We start from the raw sequence: 18752 nt of genomic DNA, 5'->3' as shown, positions 1-18752 counted from the left end.
TCGTATGCCGTCGACGCCGTACCGCAGCCCCTCACACCGTCAGCAACTGCTCCGTGACCGCCGCCAGCCGCTCGCGCACCCGGGGGTCGTACGTCTCCTCGTGCGCCCGTGCACGCCGCGTCCCGTCGAAGTAGCCCCCGCTGCCGAGATCCTGCGTGGCCAGCGCCAGGACGCCGGGCGCGCCGTCGGCGACCGGGTTCCACGGGGTGATCCCGCCCTCGCGGACCATCGCGGTGTCCATGAAGGTGGCCGGGTGCAGGACGTTCACCGAGACCCCGCTGCCGGCGAGTTCCTCGGCGAGGGTGAAGGTGTGCGCGGCGAGGGCGAACTTGCTGCGGCAGTACGCCGACATCCCGGTGTAGCCGCGGGTGAGCTCGGGGTCGGCGAAGTCGAGGGGTTCCTGGCCGGCCGAGCCGACGTTCACGATCCGGGCCGGCGCGTTGGACCGCAGGACCGGCAGCAGGGACCGGGTGAGGACGACGGGCGCGAGATAGTTCACGGCGAGCCGCAGCTCGTGCCCGTCGGCGCTCAGCTCCCGCCCGGAGCCGGGCGCGCCGCCGCCCACCCCCGCGTTGTTGATCAGCACGTCGAGGTCCGGACGGGCCCCGGCGACCCACGCGCCCAGCTCGCGCACCTCGGCCAGCCGCGCCAGGTCGGCGACGAACCCCTCGGCCTCGCCCTCGGTGCGCAGCTCCGCGACCAGCCGCTCGGTGCGGTCCCGGTCCCGGCCGTGGACCAGGACGGCATGGCCGGACCGGACCAGTTCGAAGGCGACGTACCGGCCGAGTCCGGAGGTGGCGCCGGTGATCAGAATGGTGGACATGCTTCCACCCTAGGCACGGCCCGGCGCCGCGAGGGAGGTGCTGCCGAAGCTACGACCGGCAGGGTCACCCTCCTTCGCCGTCCTCCTCGTCGAGCACCCGCTGGGCCGTCGCGAACGCCGAGTTGGCGGCCGGCACCCCGCAGTACACGGCGGTCTGCAGCAGCACAGCGCCGATCTCCTGAGGAGTGAGCCCGTTGCGCCGCGCCGCCCGGACGTGCATCGCCAGCTCGTCGTAGTGCCCGTGGGCGACCAGCGCGGTCAGCGTGATCATGCTGCGCTCGCGCCGGGACAGCGTCGGATCGGTCCAGATCTCGCCCCAGGCGTAGCGGGAGATGAAGTCCTGGAAGCGGGCGGTGAACGGGGTCTGCCGGGCCTGCGCCCGGTCCACGTGCGCGTCGCCCAGCACCTCCCGGCGCACCGCCATCCCGCTCGCCGGCGGCCCGTCGAGCAGGGTGCGCAGCGCGGCCAGCACGGCCTCCGGGCACTCGGCGGGCGCGAGATGGGAGGCGCCGGGCAGCTCCACCAGCGTCGCGCCGGGCACCGCGTCGGCGATCTCCCGCAGATGCGCGGGCGGCGTCGCGGGATCCTGCTTGCCCGCCACCAGCAGCGTCGGCACGGCGATGGCGCCGAGCCGGTCGCGCAGGTCGAACGCGGCGAGCGCGTCGCAGCAGGCGGCGTACGCCTCCGGATCGGCCTCCCGGTGGTCCCGGACCAGCCCCGGCACGGTGAACCCGGGGGTGAACCAGCGTGCGTCCGCGCTCTGCGCCAGCCACTCCATGCCCTCCCGGCGCACCCGCTCGGCCCGCTCCCGCCAGGGCGACTCGCCGCCGAAGTGGGCGGAGGAGCAGATGACCGCCAGCGAGGTCAGCCGGTCGGGGTGGTGCACGGCCAGGTGCAGGCCGACCGCGCCGCCGAGGGAGACGCCCGCGTAGGCGAACCGGTCGACGCCGAGCGCGTCGGCGAGATCCAGCACCAGCGCGGCGAGGTCGGCGACGGTCGCGCCCGGCCCGATCAGCTCCGGCGCGCAGCCGCCGTGCCCGGGCAGGTCCCAGCGCACCACGCGGTGACGCACCGACAGTTCGGGGGCGAGCGCGTCCCACAGGGCGTACGAGGTGCCGAGCGAGGGCCCGAGCAGCAGCGCGGGGGCCGAAGCCGGGCCTTCCGCCCGGTGGTTGAGGAGTTTCTCGGTCAACGTCGCTCCAGGGCACGGTCGGTGAGGGCACCGGCGAAACCGGTGTAGCGGGCGGGGTCGGTCAGCTCGCCCAGGTCCAGGTCCAGGTCCTTCAACTGGGGCTCTTCCGCCAGGAGTTCGCCGAGCGAGCGGTGCTCGGCACGCGTGCGGCGGGCGAGCGTGGTCAGCAGCTCCTTGGCCCGGGCGCGGCCGAGCCGGGGCGCCAGGACGGCGGACAGCCGCTCGGAGACGATCAGCCCGCGGGTCAGGTCCAGATCGCGGCGCATGACACCGGCGTTCACGCCGAGGCCCGCGGCGAGTTCGGCCGCGTCCCGCGCCGCGCCGCCGGTCAGCCGGAGCAGGTCGCGCAGCGGCTCCCACTCGGCGTGCCAGGCCCCGGCCGGGCGTTCGTCCCCGGCGGCGACACAGCCGTACAGGGTGGCCGCGAGCTGCGGGGCGCGCCGGGCCGCGGCCGAGAGGAGGGTGGAGCGCACGGGGTTGGCCTTGTGCGGCATGGCGGACGAGCCCCCGCCGCTGCCCTCGGTCACCTCGGCGATCTCGGTGCGCGACAGGGTCAGCACGTCCTCGCCGATCCTGCCCAGGGCGCCCGCGGTGAACGCCAGGCAGCCGGCCAGGTCGGCGATCGGGGTGCGCAGGGTGTGCCAGGGCAACCGCGGTGCGGCCAGGCCGGCCTCATGGGCGTAGGCCGCCGTCAGGGCGACCGGGTCCTGGGCCCCGTACGCCTCGAAGGCCGCCAGTGTCCCGGCGGCGCCGCCGAGTTGGGCGGGCAGGGCCTCGCGCACCGCCGTCACGCGGTCCCGGGCGTCCAGGACCAGCGACCGCCAGCCGGCCGCTTTCAGGCCGAAGGTCGTCGGCACCGCGTGCTGGGTGAGGGTGCGGCCCGGCATCGGCGTGTCCCGGTGTGCGGCGGCCAGGTCCGCCAGCGCGCGCCCGGTGCGGTCGAGGTCGGCGCGGAGCAGGTCCAGGGTGCGGGCGGCGACCAGCATCAGCGCGGTGTCCAGGATGTCCTGGCTGGTCGCGCCCCGGTGCACATAGGGGCCGTACGGCTCGCCCACGGCGGCGGTGAGGTCGGCGACGAGCGGGATGACCGGGTTGCCGCCGGCGCGGGCGCGTTCGGCGAGGGAACGCACGTCGAAACGGGCGGGGTCGGCCGCCCGGGTCACCGCCTCGGCGGCCTCGGCCGGGGCGAGGCCGAGCGCGGCCTGGGCCCGGGTCAGGGCGGCCTCGGCGTCCAGCAGGGCCCGCAGGCACGCGCTGTCGCCGGTCGCGTCGGCGGCGGGGGAGCCGGCCCACCCGGGGGCGAGCAGGCCGGTGTCGCCGTCCCTGTGGATGGATGTCACTGGTACTCCAGGAAGACCGTCTCGCCTTCGCCCTGAAGGCGGATGTCGAAACGGTAGGCGGCCGGACCCTCCTCGGCGGCGATCAGCGTGTCGCGCCGCTCGCCCACCCGGGTGAGCAGCGGGTCGGCGGTGAGCGCGGCCTCGTCGCCCGGCAGATAGATCCGGGTGAACAGGTGCACGAGCAGACCGCGGGCGAACACGCAGACACTGAGGTACGGCGCGCCCCGTCCGCGGGCCCCGGGGCGGAGGGTGCGGGCGTACCAGTGGCCGTCGGCGTCGGTCTGGATGCGGCCCCAGCCGGTGAACTCCACGCCGTTGCGGCCGAGATAGCCGCCGGTGGCCGGATCGCGCCGGATGGAGCCGTCCACCCGCGGGACCGTGCCGTCGGGGCGCGGACCCCACAGCTCGACGAGCGCGTCCGGCAGCGGCTCGCCCGCGCCGTCGAGGACGTACCCGTGCACGGTGATCGTGTCCGGGTGGCCGAGCGGGGCGATCTCCTCGCCGCCGCGGAAGGGCAGGGCGTAGCCGTAGAAGGGGCCGACCGTGTGGGACGGGGTGGGCAGCACCCGCTCCGGGCTGCTCGTGTCGATCTTCGTCATGGCGGTCAGCGTCCTTCTTCGATCCAGGTGGCGGCCGGGCCGTCCAGCACGATGTCCCAGTGGTAGCCGAGGGAGAACTCGGGCACCGACAGGCTGTGGTCGTAGGTGGCGACCAGCCGCTGCCGGGCCGCGTCGTCCGTCACCGACTGCAGGATCGGGTCGTACGGGAACAGCGGGTCGTTCGGGAAGTACATCTGCGTCACCAGCCGCTGCGTGAACGCCGTGCCGAACACCGAGAAGTGGATGTGCGCCGGGCGCCAGGCGTTCACGTGGTTGCGCCACGGGTAGGGGCCGGGCTGGATGGTGGTGAAGTGGTAGCGGCCCTCGGCGTCGGTGAGGGTGCGGCCGAAGCCGGTGAAGTTCGGGTCCAGCGGGGCGTCGTGCTGTTCCCGCTGGTGGGCGTAGCGGCCGGCCGAGTTGGCCTGCCAGATCTCGATCAGCTGACCGCGCACCGGGCGCCCGTCGCGGTCGAGCAGCCGCCCGGAGACGGTGATCCGCTCACCGACCGGTTCGCCCCGGTGGTGCCGGGTGAGGTCGTTGTCGATCATGGTGATGTCGCGTTCCCCGAAGGCGGGGGAGTGCAGCTCCACCATCTCCGGGTCCTGGGCGGTGTCGATGGCGACCAGGGGCTGCTTGGGGTGGCGCAGCACCGAGGACCGGTACGGCGCGTAGTCACGGCGCGGGTGGTGCTCGACGGGCGCGCCGTCGGCGACGCGCTTCTCGTACGCCGCGTGCTCGGCGGCGATCTCCTGGTCGATGTCCTGCTGGGTGAGCGTCATGGCAAGTCCTGGGGGGTCAGCGTTCGAGGACGGGGGCGAGGCCCTGGCCCACGCCGATGCAGAGGGTGGCCACGCCGGTGCCGGAGCCGCGGCGGGCGAGCTGGTGGGCGACCGTGCCGGCGAGGCGGGCGCCGGAGGCGCCATGGGGGGTCCCCCGCTCGGGCTCGACGACGTACACCGTGTTGATCGCGTTCACAGCAGGTCCTCGCTGATGAGGAGTTCGGCGTCGGTGCGGGCGACGACGTCGTCGACGGCGACACCCGGCGCGCACTCGGCCAGGGCGAGACCCCGCTCGGTGACGTCCAGCACCGCGAGATCGGTGATGACCCGGTTCACACACGCCTTGCCCGTGAGCGGCAGCGTGCACTCCTTGAGGATCTTCGGGGAGCCGTCCTTCGCGGTGTGCGTCATCACCACGATCACCTGCCGGGCGCCGTGGACGAGGTCCATCGCGCCGCCGATCCCGGTGACCAGCTTGCCCGGCACCGCCCAGTTGGCCAGATCGCCGCCGGCGGACACCTGCATCGCGCCGAGCACGGCCACGTCGATGTGCCCGCCCCGGATCATGGCGAAGGACAGCGCGGAGTCGAAGAAGGACGCGCCCGGCAGCACCGTGACGGTCTCCTTGCCCGCGTTGATCAGATCCGGGTCGACCTGGTCGTCGGCGGGGTAGGGGCCGGTGCCCAGGATGCCGTTCTCGCTCTCCAGGACGACCTCGACGCCTTCGGGCAGGTGGTTGGGGATCAGCGTGGGCAGGCCGATGCCGAGGTTGACGTACTGGCCGTCCCGCAGCTCCCGCGCCGCCCGCGCGGCCATCTGTTCGCGTGTCCAGGCCATCAGCCGCTCACCGTCCGCCGCTCGATCTTCTTGTCCGCCGCCTGCTCCGGGGTGAGGGCGACCACCCGCTGCACGAAGATGCCCGGCAGATGCACCGCGTCGGGGTCGATCCCGCCGGGCTCGACCAGCTCCTCGACCTCGGCGACGGTGATCCGCCCGGCCATCGCGGCCAGCGGGTTGAAGTTCCGGCTGGACTTGCTGAAGACGAGGTTGCCGTGCCGGTCCCCGCGCGCCGCCCGGACCAGCGCGAAGTCCGTGCGGATGCCGCGCTCGAGGACGTACTCGGCGCCGTCGAACTCCCGCACCTCCTTCGCCGGCGAGGACAGCGCGACCCCGCCTGAGCCGTCGTAGCGCCAGGGCAGTCCGCCCTCGGCGACCTGCGTACCCACTCCGGCCGGCGTGTAGAACGCGGGGATCCCGGCACCGCCCGCCCGCAGCCGCTCGGCCAGCGTGCCCTGCGGGATCAGCTCGACCTCGAGCTCACCGGCCAGGTACTGGCGGGCGAACTCCTTGTTGGCGCCGATGTAGGAGCCGGTGACCCGGGCGATCCGGCCCGCGGCCAGCAGCACCGCGAGACCGGTGTCCATGGCCCCGCAGTTGTTGGAGACGACCGACAGAGAGCCGACTCCGCGCTCGTACAACGCCTGGATCAGCACGTTCGGCACGCCGCTCAGCCCGAACCCGCCGACGGCGAGGGACGCGCCGTCCGGCACGTCGGCCACCGCCTCAGCGGCCGTGGCGACCACCTTGTCCATCCGTGAAGCCCCATCTCTTCAGCAATTAATCAGGGCACTGAGTATTTCAGCGAGGTGTCCCTCACGCTGCCACCGGCGCGCGCAACCGTCAATACCTCAGCTTTTCCCGGCTCGGTGTGGACGACACGCAACCGGGGCGCCGGGTATTGTTCAGTGCACCTACGAATCGATCAGGGGAGTGCACATGGCCGCGGTGGACCTCACCACCCATCCCGGGCACCTGGCGCGGCGGCTGCAGCAGGCGCACTACCTGCTGTGGAACACGATGGTCTCCGAGGAGATCACCTCACCGCAGTTCGCGGTCATGAACGCGCTCGTCGCCGAGCCGGGCCTCGACCAGCGCACCGTGGGGGAGCGGGTGGGCCTGGACCGGTCGACCGTCGCCGAGGTCATCAGCCGGCTCGGCCGCCGCGGTCTGCTGCACAAGGTGCGCGACCCGCAGGACGGCCGGCGCTTCCTGCTCCGGCTCACCGACGAGGGGCTGCGCAGCCACCGCAGGCTGACCGTGCGCACCGCCCGGATGAACCAGGTCTTCCTCGCGCCGCTGTCCGCCGAGGAGCAGACCGTGTTCTTCGACCTGCTCCGCCGGGTCGCGGACGCGGCGGAGCACCTGCGCAACCCGGCCGAGCCGCTCGCCGCCCAGGGCTGACCGCGCGGGAACGGCAGGGCCGCGCGGGAACGGCAGGGCCGCCGTGCGGCACACGTCACGGCGCCGGCGCGAACACCACCCACACCTGGCCGTCGGCGAAGTTCATCCGGCTGCCGTCCGCCGCCGTGAACGTCGTGCCGTCCGCCGCGGCCGGCCGCGACCAGGAGGCGTCGAAGGACCGGCCGTCGCGCAGCACCTGCGCCTTTCCCGAGCCGACCGTCCCGGTGTACGGCGTGTGGTTGCCGAGCACGTCGTGGTAGCGGGAGGCCGTGATCTTCACGTACTGCACGACGACCGTCGCCGCCGCCACCCGTGCGCCGTCCGTCGTCGTCGTGGGCGTGCCGTCCATCGCGACCAGCCAGCGGTGCCGTCCGGGCGACCAGGTGAAGCCGAAGCGGGCGGCCGGGTAGCGGACGGTGCGCGAGGCGGTGGGGGTGCCGCCGGCCGGGGCCGGGCCGTAGCCGAAGCCGGTCGTCAGCGCCGCCCTGCCCGGGGCGGACGGCAGCAGCTTGCCGGGGTGGACGTAGAGGTTGTGCGGGGCGGCCCTGCCGCTGCCCCGGTAGTAGGCGGCGGGGGCCTCGTCAGGGGACTCCGCCCGCAGCGGCGCCTTGTCGATCAGCGGAAGCAGCTTGTGCTGGGCGCCGGAGAAGGCGAGCGTCGGCCGGTGGAACTGGCGCAGCAGCTCCAGATCCGACGCGCGGACGCTGCGCACCGGCCCGACCGTCCGGGGGAGCCGGGTGGCGTACACCGCCATGAGCCGGCTCAGGCCGCCCTCCACCTGCTCGGCGTACACCACGTCGGCCCCGTCGAGCCCCGTCTGCGGGCGGGCCGCGGACACGTTGTCGATCTTCACGGCCAGCGGCGAACCGGCCGCCGTGACCGAGGGAGCCGGGAGCGAGGGCGACGGCGGGGGAGCGGTGGGGGTCTGCCGCGGGGCGCGGGCGTCGTCCCGGCCGTGGTGGGTGCAGCCGGCCAGGAGGGAGACGGCCAGGGCCAGGGCCAAGGCCAAGGCCAGGGGCAGCGGAGCGGTCGGCGCTGCCCGCCGCGGTGCCGCGTGTCGTATGCGCGCTCTGTGTCCTTCGCCCATGATGCCCCCCGTTCGTCTGTCCGATTGTGCGCTCATCGGTCGTCGCCGGCCATACCCGCACCCGGTGCGGTGGTGCGGGCCGGCCCGGCCGGGAGGGGTTCGGCGCAGGTGGCCCGGGGTACCCGGGCGCCACCGCGAAACGCCCACGCGAGCGAGGGAGCGCGCCCCATGAAGGCAGTCACTTGGCAGGGCAGGCGGGACGTCCGGGTCGAGGACGTGCCCGACCCGCGGATCGAGGAGCCCACCGACGCCGTCATCCGGATCACGTCCACCGGACTGTGCGGCTCCGATCTGCACCTGTACGAGGTGCTCACGCCGTTCATGACACCGGGGGACATCCTCGGGCACGAACCGATGGGCATCGTCGAGGAGGTCGGCCCCGCCGTGCCGGATCTCAAGGCCGGCGACCGGGTCGTGGTGCCGTTCCAGATCGCGTGCGGCACCTGCTGGATGTGCCTGACCGGGCTGCCGACCCAGTGCGAGACCACCCAGGTCACCGGCGAGCACATGGGCGCGGCCCTGTTCGGCTACACCCGTCTGTACGGCTCGGTGCCCGGCGCCCAGGCCGAGTATCTGCGGGTGCCGCAGGCGCAGTTCGGGCCGATGAAGGTGCCGGAGGGCCCGCCGGACGACCGCTTCGTCTACCTCTCCGACGTCCTGCCCACCGCCTGGCAGGCCGTCGAGTACGCCTCCGTACCGCCCGGCGGCACCGTCGCCGTCCTCGGCCTCGGCCCGATCGGCGCCATGGCCTGCCGGATCGCCAGGGTGCGCGGCGCGGAGCGGGTGTTCGGCATCGACCTGGTTCCGGAACGGCTGGCGCGCGCCGACCGCGACGGCGTGGAGACGTACGACCTGCGGGCCTTCGACGACGAGAAGGCGCTGGTCAACGCCATCCGCGACGAGACCGGCAGCCGGGGCCCGGACGCCGTGATCGACGCCGTCGGCACGGAGGCCCACGGCAGCGCCGCCGCCAAGCTCGCCCAGACCGCCACCGGGCTGCTGCCGCGCAAGCTCAGCGCGCCCCTCGCGGAACGCTTCAGCGTCGACCGGCTCGGCGCCCTGTACATGGCGATCGACCTGGTACGGCGCGGCGGCACCATCTCACTGAGCGGTGTGTACGGCGGCATGGCCGACCCGATGCCGATGCTCACCCTGTTCGACAAGCAGATCCAGATGCGCATGGGCCAGGCCAACGTCCGCCGCTGGACCGACGAGATCATGCCGTATCTCGTCGACGACGATCCGCTCGGCGTCGACGACTTCGCCACCCACCGGCTGCCGCTCGCCGAGGCGCCGCACGCCTACGACATGTTCCAGCACAAGCAGGACGGCGCCATCAAGATCCTCATGCACCCCTGAGCCCCACCCGCCCGCTGACGCCCGCGCCTCCCGGGGCTCGCCCCCTCCCGAGGCCGGCCGTCAGCCCCGATCCTTCTCGCCGAGGATTTCCGCGAGGTCGTAGCGCACCGGCTCCTCCAGCTGGGCGTAGGTGCAGCTCTCCGGGCTGCGGTCGGGGCGCCAGCGGCGGAAGCGGGCGGTGTGCCGGAAACGCTGCCCGTTCTCCATGTGGTCGTAGGCCACCTCCGCGACCCGTTCCGGCCACAGCGGCACCCAGGACAGGTCCTTCCTGCCGGACCAGCGGCTCGGCGCGCCGGGCAGCCGGGCCGTCTCGTGGGCGGCCTCGTCCGACCAGGCCGCCCACGGGTGCCCGGCCACGTCGTCCATGCGCAGCGGCTCGAGTTCCTCGACCAGCTCGGCCCGCTTCTTCATGGGGAAGGCGGCCGACACGCCCACGTGCTGGAGCGCGCCCCGGTCGTCGTACAGGCCGAGCAGCAGCGAGCCGACCACCGGGCCGCTCTTGTGGAACCGGTACCCGGCCACGACGACATCCGCCGTCCGCTCGTGCTTGACCTTGAACATGACCCGCTCGTCCTGCCGGTAGCGCAGGTCCAGGGGCTTGGCGACGACGCCGTCGAGTCCCGCGCCCTCGAACTGCTCGAACCAGTGCTGCGCCACCTCGATGTCGGTCGTCGCCGGCGCCACGTGCACCGGCGGTGTCGCGTCGGCGAGCGCCCGTTCCAGCAGGGCCCGGCGGTCGGTCAGCGCCACGTCGAGCAGGGACTCGTCGTCCAGGGCGAGCAGATCGAAGGCGACGAAGGACGCCGGGGTCTTCCGGGCCAGCATCCGCACCCGGGAGTCGGCCGGGTGAATCCGCTCGGTCAGCGCGTCGAAGTCCAAGTGGCCCTCGCGCGCGATCACGATCTCCCCGTCCAGCACGCACCGCTCGGGCACCCGCTCCGTCAGCGCCGCGACCAGCTCGGGGAAATACCTGGTCAACGGCTTGCCGGTACGGCTGCCCAACTCGACCTCGGCCCCGTCCCGGAACACGATCGAACGGAACCCGTCCCACTTGGCCTCGTAGTGCATGCCCGGCGGGATCTTCGCCACCGACTTGGCGAGCATGGGCTTCACGGGCGGCATGACGGGGAGATCCATGACACCGATTCTGCGCGCATCCGTCCCGAGCCGCCCGGTATGCGAGCGGCGCGGGGTGCGCCTACCGTGGCCGCATGGGTGCTGCGGTGGAACTGGAGGTGGACGGCCGGACCGTACGGCTGTCCAGCCCGGACAAGGTCTTCTTCCCGGAGCGGGGCTTCACCAAGCTCGACCTCGCCCGGTACTACATCGCCGTCGGCCCCGGCATCCTGCGCGCCCTGCGCAACCGCCCCACCACCCTGGAGCGCTACCCGGACGGCGTCGGCGGCGAGTGGTTCTTCCAGAAACGGGCCCCGAAGGGCATGCCCGACTGGATCCCGACCGCCCACATCACCTTCCCGAGCGGCCGCAGTGCCGACGAGATGTGCCCCACCGAGCAGGCCGCCGTCGTCTGGGCCGCCCAGTACGGCACGCTCACCTTCCACCCCTGGCCGGTGCGCGCCACGGACGTCGACCACCCGGACGAACTCCGCATCGACCTCGACCCGCAGCCCGGCACCGACTACGACGACGCCGTCCGCGCCGCCCACGAACTGCGGGCCGTCCTCGACGAGTTCGGCGGGCTGCGCGGCTGGCCCAAGACCTCCGGCGGCCGGGGCCTGCACGTCTTCGTCCCGATCGAACCGCGCTGGACCTTCACCCAGGTGCGCCGCGCCGCGATCGCCGTCGGCCGGGAGATGGAACGCCGGATGCCCGAACGGGTGACGATCAAGTGGTGGAAGGAGGAACGGGGCCGCCGTATCTTCCTCGACTACAACCAGACGGCCCGCGACCGCACCATCGCCTCCGCCTACTCCGTGCGCCCCCGCCCGAACGCCACCGTCTCCGCACCCCTGCGCTGGGAGGAGGTCGGCGTCGCCCGCCCCGCCGACTTCGACCTCGCCACCATGCCGGCCCGCTTCGCCGAAGTCGGCGACGTCCACGCCGACATGGACGACCACGCCTACTCCCTCGAGGCCCTGCTGGAGCTGGCCCGCCGGGACGAACACGACCATGGGCTGGGCGATCTGCCGTACCCGCCCGAGTATCCGAAGATGCCCGGCGAACCCAAACGCGTCCAGCCGAGCCGGGCCCGCCGGGAGCCGACGTCCTGAACCGGCCGCGCGGAGCCGGGAGTGGTCCGGGGCGGCCTTCCGCGGGGCGCCGGGGCAGGCCCGGTGGGCGCGCTGTTCGTGCGGCCGGTGACAGGCGGGACGTGCTTCCGCCGCGGCCCCGTGGGTCCGCCCGCTCGCGGTTATCCTGACCTGCAGCCGCCGATGAGGAGAGTCCCGAAGTGACCGAGGCAGTGTCGCGTCCCACGCTGGAGGCCGTGGCCGCGCGGGCCGGAGTGTCCCGGGCCACGGTGTCGCGGGTGGTCAACGGCGGTGACGGGGTGCGCGAGCCGCTGGCCCAGCGGGTACGGCAGGCCGTCGCGGAGCTGGGGTACGTCCCCAACCAGGCCGCCCGCAGTCTTGTCACCCGGCGGCACGACGCCGTCGCCGTCGTCATCGCCGAGCCCGAGACCCGGGTCTTCGCCGACCCCTTCTTCGCGCTGCAGCTGCGCGGCATCAGCAAGGAACTGACCGCCCACGACAACCAGCTGGTGCTGCTGCTCACCGAGGGCCGGGACGACCACGCGCGCGTGGCCCGGTACCTCGCCGGAGGCCATGTCGACGGCGCGCTCGTCTTCTCCCTGCACCTCGACGACCCGCTGCCCGGCCTCATCCACGACGCCGGGGTGCCCACCGTGTTCGGCGGGCGGCCCGGCTGGGGCGACGACGGCCGCGCGGGCGGCGCCGCGCGCTGCACGGGGAAGGTCCCGGACGTGGTGTACGTCGACTGCGACAACCGGGGCGGGGCACGCGCGGCCGTACGGCATCTGGTGGCGCTCGGCCGCACACGCGTCGCGCATCTCACCGGCGTCCTGGACCAGACCTCGGCGGTGGACCGGCTCGACGGCTACCGGGACGTCATGGCCCAGGTGCCGGGCGGGTACGACCCCCGGCTGGTCGTGGAGAGCGACTTCACCCCGGCCGGCGGCGAACGCGCCATGCGCGAGCTCCTCGACCGCTGCCCGGACGTGGACGCCGTGTTCGCCGCCAACGACCTCACCGCGCTCGGCGCCCTGCGGGTGCTGCGCGCGAGCGGCCGCCGCGTGCCCGAGGACGTGGCCGTGATCGGCTTCGACGACATGCTGCCCGTCGCCGAGGAGGCCGACCCGCCGCTGACGACGGTCCGTCAGGACATCGAGGGCATGGGCCGCCTCATGGCCCGCCTGCTCCTCCGCGGCCTGTCCGACGGCCGCGAGCGGGGGAACGGCGGCGAGCGCACCGGCGGCCGGGACCGGACACGGGCGGCGGACGGAACGCCCGACGGGGGCGTGATCCTGCCGACCACGCTGATACGACGGGCGTCCGCCTAGGCATCGGACGGGGGACCGAGCACGCCGGTACGGGCGTGCGCCAGGCGGCGGGACCCGGCGGAGCCGGCCGTCTCAGCCCTGCTGGGACTCGCTCTTGATGACCGCGAAGCGGGCGCCGTACGGGTCGGCCAGCTTGGCCATGCGGCCGACGCCCTCCATGGTCGTCGCCGGCATCCGCACCTGCCCGCCGAGCTGCTGCGCCTGCTCCACCACCGAGTCCGCGTCCTCGACCTCGAAGTACGGCAGCCAGTACGGGCCGCTCGCGGCCTCGGAGGGGTCGTCGGCCAGCGGCACGATCCCGCCGAACATCGCGTCCTCCCCGCCCGTGGACGGATTGACGCAGGTGTACGTCCCGCCGGGGAAGGGCGCGGCGGAGGTCTCCAGGCCGAGCACCTGGTGGTAGAAGGCGGCGGCCGCCGCGATGTCCGGGGTGTACAGCTCGACCCAGCACAGCGAGCCCGGCTCGCTCGCCACGTCGATGCCCTTGGTCCGGCCCGGCTGCCAGATCCCGAAGGGCACGTGCGCCTGGTCGGCCAGAACGGCCATGTGTCCCTGGCCCATCACGTCCATCGGCTGGACCAGCACGCTGCCGTGGGCCTGCTCGGTCGCCTTGGCGGTGGCCTGCGCGTCCGCGCTCTGGAAGTACACCGTCCAGGAGGGCGGGCCCTGTTCGGGGCCGGACTGCATGCCGCCCGCGACGGTCCTGCCGCCCAGCTGGAAGAAGCCGTAACCTCCGGCTTCCGGCCCGGCCGACTGGAGCTGCCAGCCGAAGAGACCGCCGTAGAAGGAGGCGGCGCCGTCGATGTCGGGAGTGGCGACGTCGATCCAGTTCGGAGCGCCGTCGACGAAACGGGTGGTGAGCATCTTCGCCCTCCTCGAAAGGGGTCCCGTCCTCTGCACTGCCGAGTCTGGCACCCCCCACTGACAATCGCTGGCGAAGCGCCGCGACGCGCCGGGCCGGGCCCGCTCTCACCGTGGGTGACCGGCCGCGCTCGCCGGGTTTTTGCCCCGGGCCCGCGCGCCGCCGTGCGCCGGTGCGGTGCCCGGGAGCATCATCGGGTCGGCCGGAGGCCCTGCCCGGCCGCGTTGACCTGGCGTTGATCGAACGTTTTTCGCCGCACGGCACGATCCTGGCCATGCACTTCGAAGCGATCACCCCGGCCGACGAGACCTGGCAGGCGCAGGCCCTGTGCGCGCAGACCGGGCCGGACTTCTTCTTCCCCGAGCCCGGCAGCTCGGTGCGCGAGGCGAAGCGCATCTGCGCCATGTGCGAGCTGCGTCCGGCCTGTCTGGACTACGCGCTGGCGAACGACGAGCGGTTCGGCGTCTGGGGCGGCCTGTCCGAGAAGGAGCGCCTCGCCCTGCGCCGCACGTCCCGCTGAATCACGCCGCCACCGCCGAGTCGCACCAGGCGCCGGGCTGAACGGGACTGCGACGCTGGGCCGAAGCCGCACGCCGACGCCGAGTCGGAGCGGACGCCGAGCTGAAACACGCCGCCGCCGAGTCGAATCAGGCGCCGGGCTGAACGGGACTGCGACACCGAGCCGAAGCGGACGCTGACGCCGAGTCGGAGCAGATACCGAGCCGAAGCCAGGACGTGACGCCGTGTCGAAGCAGATGCCGGGCTGAAGCGGCCGCCGAGCGCTGAGCCGAGGCGAACCTCCGCCCCGCGCCGAGGGAAACCTCCGCCCCGCGCCGGAGGAGACGGCGATGCCGGCGCGGCCCGGCCGCCCGCCGAGGGCACCGCTGCTCACCGGGCAGCCGGCCGCCGGCCGCCGGCCACGGCACCTGGTGTTCAGCGCCCGCCGAGAGCGCCCGCCGAGAGCGCCCGCGGAGAGCGCCCGCCGAGAGCGCCCGCGGAGAGGCCCACGGGCCGGGGCCGGTGCCGCAGTCGCGGGTCAGAGTGCCGCGCGGCTCGCCATCCGGGCCTTGCGGGCGGCCAGCCTCTCGTCGAACTTGGCGGCCTCCGCGTCCAGGCCCCCCATGAACAGGCCGAGTTCCTCCTGTGCCTGGCGTCCCTCGGGGCCGAGGCCGTCGATCTCCATGACCTTCAGGAAGCGCAGCACGGGCTGCAGCACGTCGTCGTGGTGGATGCGCAGGTTGTAGACCTCGCCGATGGCCATCTGCGCGGCGGCCCGCTCGAAGCCGGGGATGCCGTGGCCGGGCATGCGGAAGTTCACCACGACGTCCCGGACCGCCTGCATGGTCAGGTCGGGGGCCAGTTCGAACGCGGACTTCAGCAGGTTCCGGTAGAAGACCATGTGCAGGTTCTCGTCGGTCGCGATGCGGGCCAGCATGCGGTCGCAGACCGGGTCTCCCGACTGGTGCCCGGTGTTGCGGTGCGAGATCCGGGTGGCCAGTTCCTGGAAGGCGACGTAGGCGATCGAGTGCAGCATCGAGTGCCGGTTGTCGGACTCGAAGCCCTCGCTCATGTGCGCCATACGGAAACGCTCGAGCTTGTCCGGGTCCACCGCGCGCGAGGTGAGCAGATAGTCGCGCATGACGATGCCGTGCCTGCCCTCCTCGGCCGTCCAGCGGTGCACCCAGGTGCCCCACGCGCCGTCGCGGCCGAAGAGCGAGGCGATCTCGTGGTGGTAGCTCGGCAGGTTGTCCTCGGTGAGCAGGTTGACCACGAGGGCGATACGCCCGATCTCGGTCACCTTGGACTGCTCCTTGTCCCAGGCCTCGCCGTCCTCGAACAGGCCGGGGAAGTTGCGGCCGTCGCTCCAGGGCACGTACTCGTGCGGCATCCAGTCCTTGGCGACCGTCAGATGCCGGTTCAGCTCCTTCTCGACCACTTCCTCCAGCGCGAACAGCAGCCGTGCGTCGGTCCATGCGGACGGGCTGCCGAGGTGAGGGGAAGTGATCGTCACGAGAACTCCAGGGGGACGCCGAACAACGGGGGGATGGGCCGGCGAGCGGTGCCGGAAACCTACGTGATCGTAGGCTACGAAACCGTAGGTTACGAAGCCGTAGGTTAAGGGCGCTGTAAAGATTGCTGATCAGTGCGGCCGTATCCGCCCCGACCCGCCGCCCGTCCCCGCACCGTCGTCGCACGCCCCGTACGCTCCGACGGCCCCGGGACCTGCGGACCCGGGCCGTCACACAGAGGGAGGGCGACTGTCAGGCGTACAACTCCCGCAGCCGCACCGAGAGACACGTCACACAGCCCTCGAGCTTCTCGAACTCGCTGATGTCCACGGTGACCACCTCGTGCCCGAGATCGGTCAGCAGCTCCGCGGTCTTCGGGGCGCTCGCCGCCATCAGCAGCTTGTGCCCGCCGAGCAGCACCACGTGCGCGCCGGACTCCTCCGGCACCGACAGGAAGCCGGGGAACAGCGAAGGGCGGTCCACCTTCGGGATGTGCCCGATCACCGTGCCGTCGGGCAGCGCGGTCACCGCCGACTTCAGGTGCAGCACCTTGCTCACCGGCACGGCCACCACGCGCGCGCCCAACGGCTCGAACGCGGCCCGCAACTGCTGCACCCCGGCCGCGTTGGTACGCCCGCCACGGCCGACGTACACGGTGTCGCCGACCTTCAGCACGTCACCGCCGTCCAGCGTGCCCGGCTCCCAGATCCAGTTCACCGAGCAGCCGAGGCGCGCCACCGCCTCCTCCACGCCGACGGTCTCCATGCGCCGGGACTCCGCGCCCGGCCGGGTGATCAACGCCACGTTCTTGTACATGACGACGGTGTCCTCGACGAACACCGAGTCCGGGCAGTCGTCCTCGGGGTCGACCTCGATCGTCTCCCAGCCGTGTGTGCGCAGGGCCTCGACGTAGGCCTCCCACTGCTCGACGGCGAGCCCGACATCGACCTTCTCCCGCTCGATGTGCGTCACCAGGCCTTCGGCGAGGCGCGGGCTGGGGCGGCGGACGAGGGCCTTCTTGCTGGGCACGAGGGGCCTTTCGAATCGGTGGTGCGGTGGTGGTGCCGGTGTACGCGGCACCGATCCGCCATCATGCAGGCCCCGGTGGCCTGGACAAAACCCTCGTTGTCAGGCTGTGGCCCTCCTGAGATGCGCGACGTCGTCCGGCGTGATTTCCGTCAGTTCCCCCTTCTCCATCAGCAGCCAGCGGGTGACGCCGACCGACTCGAGGAACGGCAGATCGTGGCTGGCCGCCATCAGCGCGCCCTCGTACGACTCCAGGGCCGAGGTCAGCTGTCGCACGCTGGCCATGTCGAGGTTGTTGGTCGGCTCGTCGAGCAGCAGCAGCTGGGGCGCCGGCTCGGCGAGCAGCAGCGCGGCCAGGGCCGCCCGGAACCGCTCGCCCCCCGACAGCGTGGCCGCCTTCTGGTCGGCCCGCGCGCCCCGGAACAGGAAGCGGGCGAGGCGCGCCCGGACCCTGTTGTTGGTGGCGTCCGGTGCGAACCGGGCCACGTTCTCGGCGACCGTCAGGTCGTCGTCCAGCACGTCCAGCCGCTGGGGCAGGAAACGCAGCGGCACGTGCGCGCGTGCCTCGCCGGACACCGGCGCCAGTTCCCCGGCGACGGTCCGCAGCAGCGTCGTCTTCCCGGCGCCGTTGCGGCCGACGAGCGCGATCCGCTCCGGGCCGCGCAGCTCGAGGATGCCCCGCACCTGCGCGCCGTAGGCCATGGCCAGGTTCTCCAGGGTGAGCACCTGCCGGCCGGGCGGTACGGCCGTGTACGGCAGGTCGACGCGGATCTCGTCGTCGTCCCGCACCGCCTCCACCGCCTCGTCCAGGCGCTCCCTGGCCTCGGCGAGCCGCTCCTCGTGCATGATGCGGTGCTTGCCCGCGGACTCCTGGGCGGCGCGTTTGCGGGCGCCCATGACGATCTTCGGTTCGCGCTTGGTGTCCCACATCTTCTGCCCGTACCGCTTGCGGCGGGCCAGTTTCACCTGCGCGTCGGCCAGTTCGCGCTTCTGCTTGCGCACATCGGCCTCGGCCACGCGCAGCATCCGCTCGGCGGCCTCCTGCTCCACGGCGAGGGCCTCCTGGTACGCCGAGAAGGTGCCGCCGTACCAGGTGACCTCCCCGGAGTGCAGCTCCGCGATCTGGTCCACCAGCTCGAGCAGTTCCCGGTCGTGGCTGACGACGACCAGCACGCCCGGCCATGCGGCGACGGCCTGGTACAGCCGGCGGCGCGCGTACAGGTCGAGGTTGTTGGTGGGTTCGTCCAGCAGCAGCACGTCGGAGCGGCGCAGCAGCAGCGCCGCCAGCCGCAGCAGCACGGACTCGCCTCCGGAGACCTCGCCGACGGTGCGGTCCAGGCCGATGTGGCCGAGGCCCAGCTCGCCGAGGGTGACGAGGGCGCGCTCCTCGACGTCCCAGTCGTCGCCCAGCGTCTCGAAGTGCTCCTCGGCGGCGTCGCCCGCCTCGATGGCGTGCAGTGCGGCCCGCCGGCCGGCGATGCCGAGGGCCTCGTCGACGCGGAGCGCGGTGTCAAGGGTGACGTTCTGCGGCAGGTATCCGATCTCTCCGGAGACCTTGACGATGCCGTCGGCCGGGGTGAGTTCCCCGGCCAGCAGCTTCAACAGGGTCGACTTCCCCGAGCCGTTGCTGCCGACGAGGCCCGTGCGGCCGGGGCCGAAGGCGATGTCGAGGCCGTCGAAGACGGCGGTGCCGTCGGGCCAGGCGAAGGACAGGGACGTGGCGGTGAGGGAAGCTGACATGAGGGCCTCGCAGGCGGTTCGTGCGGTCGGTGGGCGCATGTCGAGACACCGCGAGGCGGAAACCGAAGGGCCATGAGGCGAAGAGGCCATGAAAAAAGGCCTGTGCCAAGGACGGCTCGGACGCCGAGGTCGCAACGCCGCGCACGCACCCGAACGG

18 protein-coding genes and 1 pseudogene are annotated in these 18752 nt (G+C 73.1%); 5 read left to right on the top strand and 14 right to left on the bottom strand.

Features of this window, described 5'->3' with window-relative positions; translation table 11 throughout:
• Positions 1-31: 31 nt before the first annotated feature.
• The 8 genes and pseudogenes from OG956_RS05030 to OG956_RS04995 all read right to left on the bottom strand — a co-directional run bounded on the left by OG956_RS05030 (position 32) and on the right by OG956_RS04995 (position 6325).
• Complete coding sequence (locus OG956_RS05030; RefSeq protein WP_330336719.1) at positions 32-823, bottom strand: SDR family NAD(P)-dependent oxidoreductase; 792 nt, start codon at positions 821-823, stop codon at positions 32-34.
• A gap of 64 nt (positions 824-887) precedes the next feature.
• On the bottom strand, positions 888-2015 hold the full coding sequence (gene pcaDC / locus OG956_RS05025; protein ID WP_330336718.1) for a bifunctional 3-oxoadipate enol-lactonase/4-carboxymuconolactone decarboxylase PcaDC: 1128 nt from the start codon (positions 2013-2015) through the stop codon (positions 888-890).
• Entirely contained in the window at positions 2012-3355 is a 1344-nt protein-coding gene (gene pcaB / locus OG956_RS05020; RefSeq protein WP_330336717.1) for a 3-carboxy-cis,cis-muconate cycloisomerase, read from the bottom strand. The genes pcaDC and pcaB overlap by 4 nt, the downstream gene beginning before the upstream one ends.
• Positions 3352-3954 carry a protocatechuate 3,4-dioxygenase subunit alpha gene (pcaG, locus tag OG956_RS05015; protein WP_330336716.1) on the bottom strand — a complete coding sequence of 201 codons (603 nt, stop codon included), beginning with the start codon at positions 3952-3954 and terminating at the stop codon, positions 3352-3354. Before pcaG ends, pcaB begins: the two co-directional genes overlap by 4 nt.
• A gap of 5 nt (positions 3955-3959) precedes the next feature.
• On the bottom strand, positions 3960-4733 hold the full coding sequence (gene pcaH, locus OG956_RS05010) for a protocatechuate 3,4-dioxygenase subunit beta (protein ID WP_330336715.1): 774 nt from the start codon (positions 4731-4733) through the stop codon (positions 3960-3962).
• A 16-nt stretch (positions 4734-4749) separates the two neighbouring features.
• Positions 4750-4887, bottom strand: a pseudogene (locus OG956_RS05005) (3-oxoadipyl-CoA thiolase); the annotation flags it as partial.
• A 38-nt stretch (positions 4888-4925) separates the two neighbouring features.
• Positions 4926-5570: a CoA transferase subunit B gene (locus OG956_RS05000; RefSeq protein ID WP_330336714.1), complete on the bottom strand. Its 645-nt coding sequence runs from the start codon at positions 5568-5570 to the stop codon at positions 4926-4928.
• Positions 5570-6325 (bottom strand): CoA transferase subunit A, encoded by a 756-nt coding sequence (locus OG956_RS04995; protein ID WP_330336713.1) that lies wholly within the window; start codon positions 6323-6325, stop codon positions 5570-5572. Before OG956_RS04995 ends, OG956_RS05000 begins: the two co-directional genes overlap by 1 nt.
• 184 nt (positions 6326-6509) lie before the next feature.
• Between OG956_RS04995 and OG956_RS04990 the strand changes: the two genes are divergently transcribed.
• Positions 6510-6974, top strand: coding sequence for a MarR family winged helix-turn-helix transcriptional regulator (locus tag OG956_RS04990; protein ID WP_330336712.1), 465 nt, complete (start codon positions 6510-6512; stop codon positions 6972-6974).
• A 55-nt stretch (positions 6975-7029) separates the two neighbouring features.
• Here the strand turns inward: OG956_RS04990 and OG956_RS04985 are convergent, their stop codons facing one another.
• The gene (locus OG956_RS04985; protein WP_443065528.1) at positions 7030-8061 is read right to left on the bottom strand and encodes a DUF3048 domain-containing protein; all 1032 of its coding nucleotides are present in this window, start codon (positions 8059-8061) and stop codon (positions 7030-7032) included.
• Positions 8062-8229: 168 nt separating this feature from the next.
• On the opposite strand from OG956_RS04985, the gene OG956_RS04980 reads away from it, so the two are divergent.
• Positions 8230-9420, top strand: coding sequence for a zinc-dependent alcohol dehydrogenase (locus OG956_RS04980; protein ID WP_330336710.1), 1191 nt, complete (start codon positions 8230-8232; stop codon positions 9418-9420).
• 60 nt (positions 9421-9480) lie between these two features.
• Here the strand turns inward: OG956_RS04980 and OG956_RS04975 are convergent, their stop codons facing one another.
• Entirely contained in the window at positions 9481-10557 is a 1077-nt protein-coding gene (locus OG956_RS04975; protein ID WP_330336709.1) for an ATP-dependent DNA ligase, read from the bottom strand.
• Between the two features lie 74 nt (positions 10558-10631).
• On the opposite strand from OG956_RS04975, the gene ligD reads away from it, so the two are divergent.
• The gene (gene ligD, locus OG956_RS04970) at positions 10632-11651 is read left to right on the top strand and encodes a non-homologous end-joining DNA ligase (RefSeq protein ID WP_330336708.1); all 1020 of its coding nucleotides are present in this window, start codon (positions 10632-10634) and stop codon (positions 11649-11651) included.
• A gap of 179 nt (positions 11652-11830) precedes the next feature.
• Positions 11831-12958, top strand: a complete 1128-nt coding sequence (locus OG956_RS04965) for a LacI family DNA-binding transcriptional regulator (RefSeq protein WP_330336707.1) — start codon at positions 11831-11833, stop codon at positions 12956-12958.
• Between the two features lie 72 nt (positions 12959-13030).
• On the opposite strand, the gene OG956_RS04960 is transcribed toward OG956_RS04965, so the two are convergent.
• On the bottom strand, positions 13031-13822 hold the full coding sequence (locus tag OG956_RS04960; protein WP_330336706.1) for a VOC family protein: 792 nt from the start codon (positions 13820-13822) through the stop codon (positions 13031-13033).
• 272 nt (positions 13823-14094) lie between these two features.
• Here OG956_RS04960 and OG956_RS04955 point away from each other — a divergent pair, with 272 nt between their 5' ends.
• Positions 14095-14340, top strand: a complete 246-nt coding sequence (locus OG956_RS04955; RefSeq protein WP_330336705.1) for a WhiB family transcriptional regulator — start codon at positions 14095-14097, stop codon at positions 14338-14340.
• Positions 14341-14856: 516 nt separating this feature from the next.
• Here OG956_RS04955 and OG956_RS04950 read toward each other — a convergent pair.
• The 3 genes from OG956_RS04950 to OG956_RS04940 form a co-directional block, all read right to left on the bottom strand.
• Positions 14857-15831, bottom strand: coding sequence for an acyl-ACP desaturase (locus OG956_RS04950; RefSeq protein WP_330336704.1), 975 nt, complete (start codon positions 15829-15831; stop codon positions 14857-14859).
• A 250-nt stretch (positions 15832-16081) separates the two neighbouring features.
• Complete coding sequence (gene ddaH / locus OG956_RS04945) at positions 16082-16858, bottom strand: dimethylargininase (RefSeq protein ID WP_330336703.1); 777 nt, start codon at positions 16856-16858, stop codon at positions 16082-16084.
• Between the two features lie 99 nt (positions 16859-16957).
• Positions 16958-18595, bottom strand: coding sequence for an ABC-F family ATP-binding cassette domain-containing protein (locus OG956_RS04940; RefSeq protein WP_330336702.1), 1638 nt, complete (start codon positions 18593-18595; stop codon positions 16958-16960).
• Between the last annotated feature and the right edge of the window lie 157 nt (positions 18596-18752).

It is taken from the genome of Streptomyces sp. NBC_00557 (assembly GCF_036345995.1).
GTDB lineage: Bacteria > Actinomycetota > Actinomycetes > Streptomycetales > Streptomycetaceae > Streptomyces.
This window is presented reverse-complemented; position numbering and strand designations above follow the sequence as displayed.

What these genes read in the sequence shown, in the direction of transcription:
- OG956_RS04985 (WP_443065528.1), bottom strand. Translation starts at nt 8,061, where the DNA reads ATGGGCGAAGGACACAGAGCGCGCATACGACACGCGGCACCGCGGCGG.
- pcaH (WP_330336715.1), bottom strand. Translation starts at nt 4,733, where the DNA reads ATGACGCTCACCCAGCAGGACATCGACCAGGAGATCGCCGCCGAGCAC.
- OG956_RS04955 (WP_330336705.1), top strand. Translation starts at nt 14,095, where the DNA reads ATGCACTTCGAAGCGATCACCCCGGCCGACGAGACCTGGCAGGCGCAG.
- OG956_RS04975 (WP_330336709.1), bottom strand. Translation starts at nt 10,557, where the DNA reads ATGGATCTCCCCGTCATGCCGCCCGTGAAGCCCATGCTCGCCAAGTCG.
- OG956_RS04940 (WP_330336702.1), bottom strand. Translation starts at nt 18,595, where the DNA reads ATGTCAGCTTCCCTCACCGCCACGTCCCTGTCCTTCGCCTGGCCCGAC.
- ligD (WP_330336708.1), top strand. Translation starts at nt 10,632, where the DNA reads ATGGGTGCTGCGGTGGAACTGGAGGTGGACGGCCGGACCGTACGGCTG.
- OG956_RS05030 (WP_330336719.1), bottom strand. Translation starts at nt 823, where the DNA reads ATGTCCACCATTCTGATCACCGGCGCCACCTCCGGACTCGGCCGGTAC.
- OG956_RS05000 (WP_330336714.1), bottom strand. Translation starts at nt 5,570, where the DNA reads ATGGCCTGGACACGCGAACAGATGGCCGCGCGGGCGGCGCGGGAGCTG.
- OG956_RS04960 (WP_330336706.1), bottom strand. Translation starts at nt 13,822, where the DNA reads ATGCTCACCACCCGTTTCGTCGACGGCGCTCCGAACTGGATCGACGTC.
- pcaG (WP_330336716.1), bottom strand. Translation starts at nt 3,954, where the DNA reads ATGACGAAGATCGACACGAGCAGCCCGGAGCGGGTGCTGCCCACCCCG.
- OG956_RS04995 (WP_330336713.1), bottom strand. Translation starts at nt 6,325, where the DNA reads ATGGACAAGGTGGTCGCCACGGCCGCTGAGGCGGTGGCCGACGTGCCG.
- OG956_RS04990 (WP_330336712.1), top strand. Translation starts at nt 6,510, where the DNA reads ATGGCCGCGGTGGACCTCACCACCCATCCCGGGCACCTGGCGCGGCGG.
- OG956_RS04980 (WP_330336710.1), top strand. Translation starts at nt 8,230, where the DNA reads ATGAAGGCAGTCACTTGGCAGGGCAGGCGGGACGTCCGGGTCGAGGAC.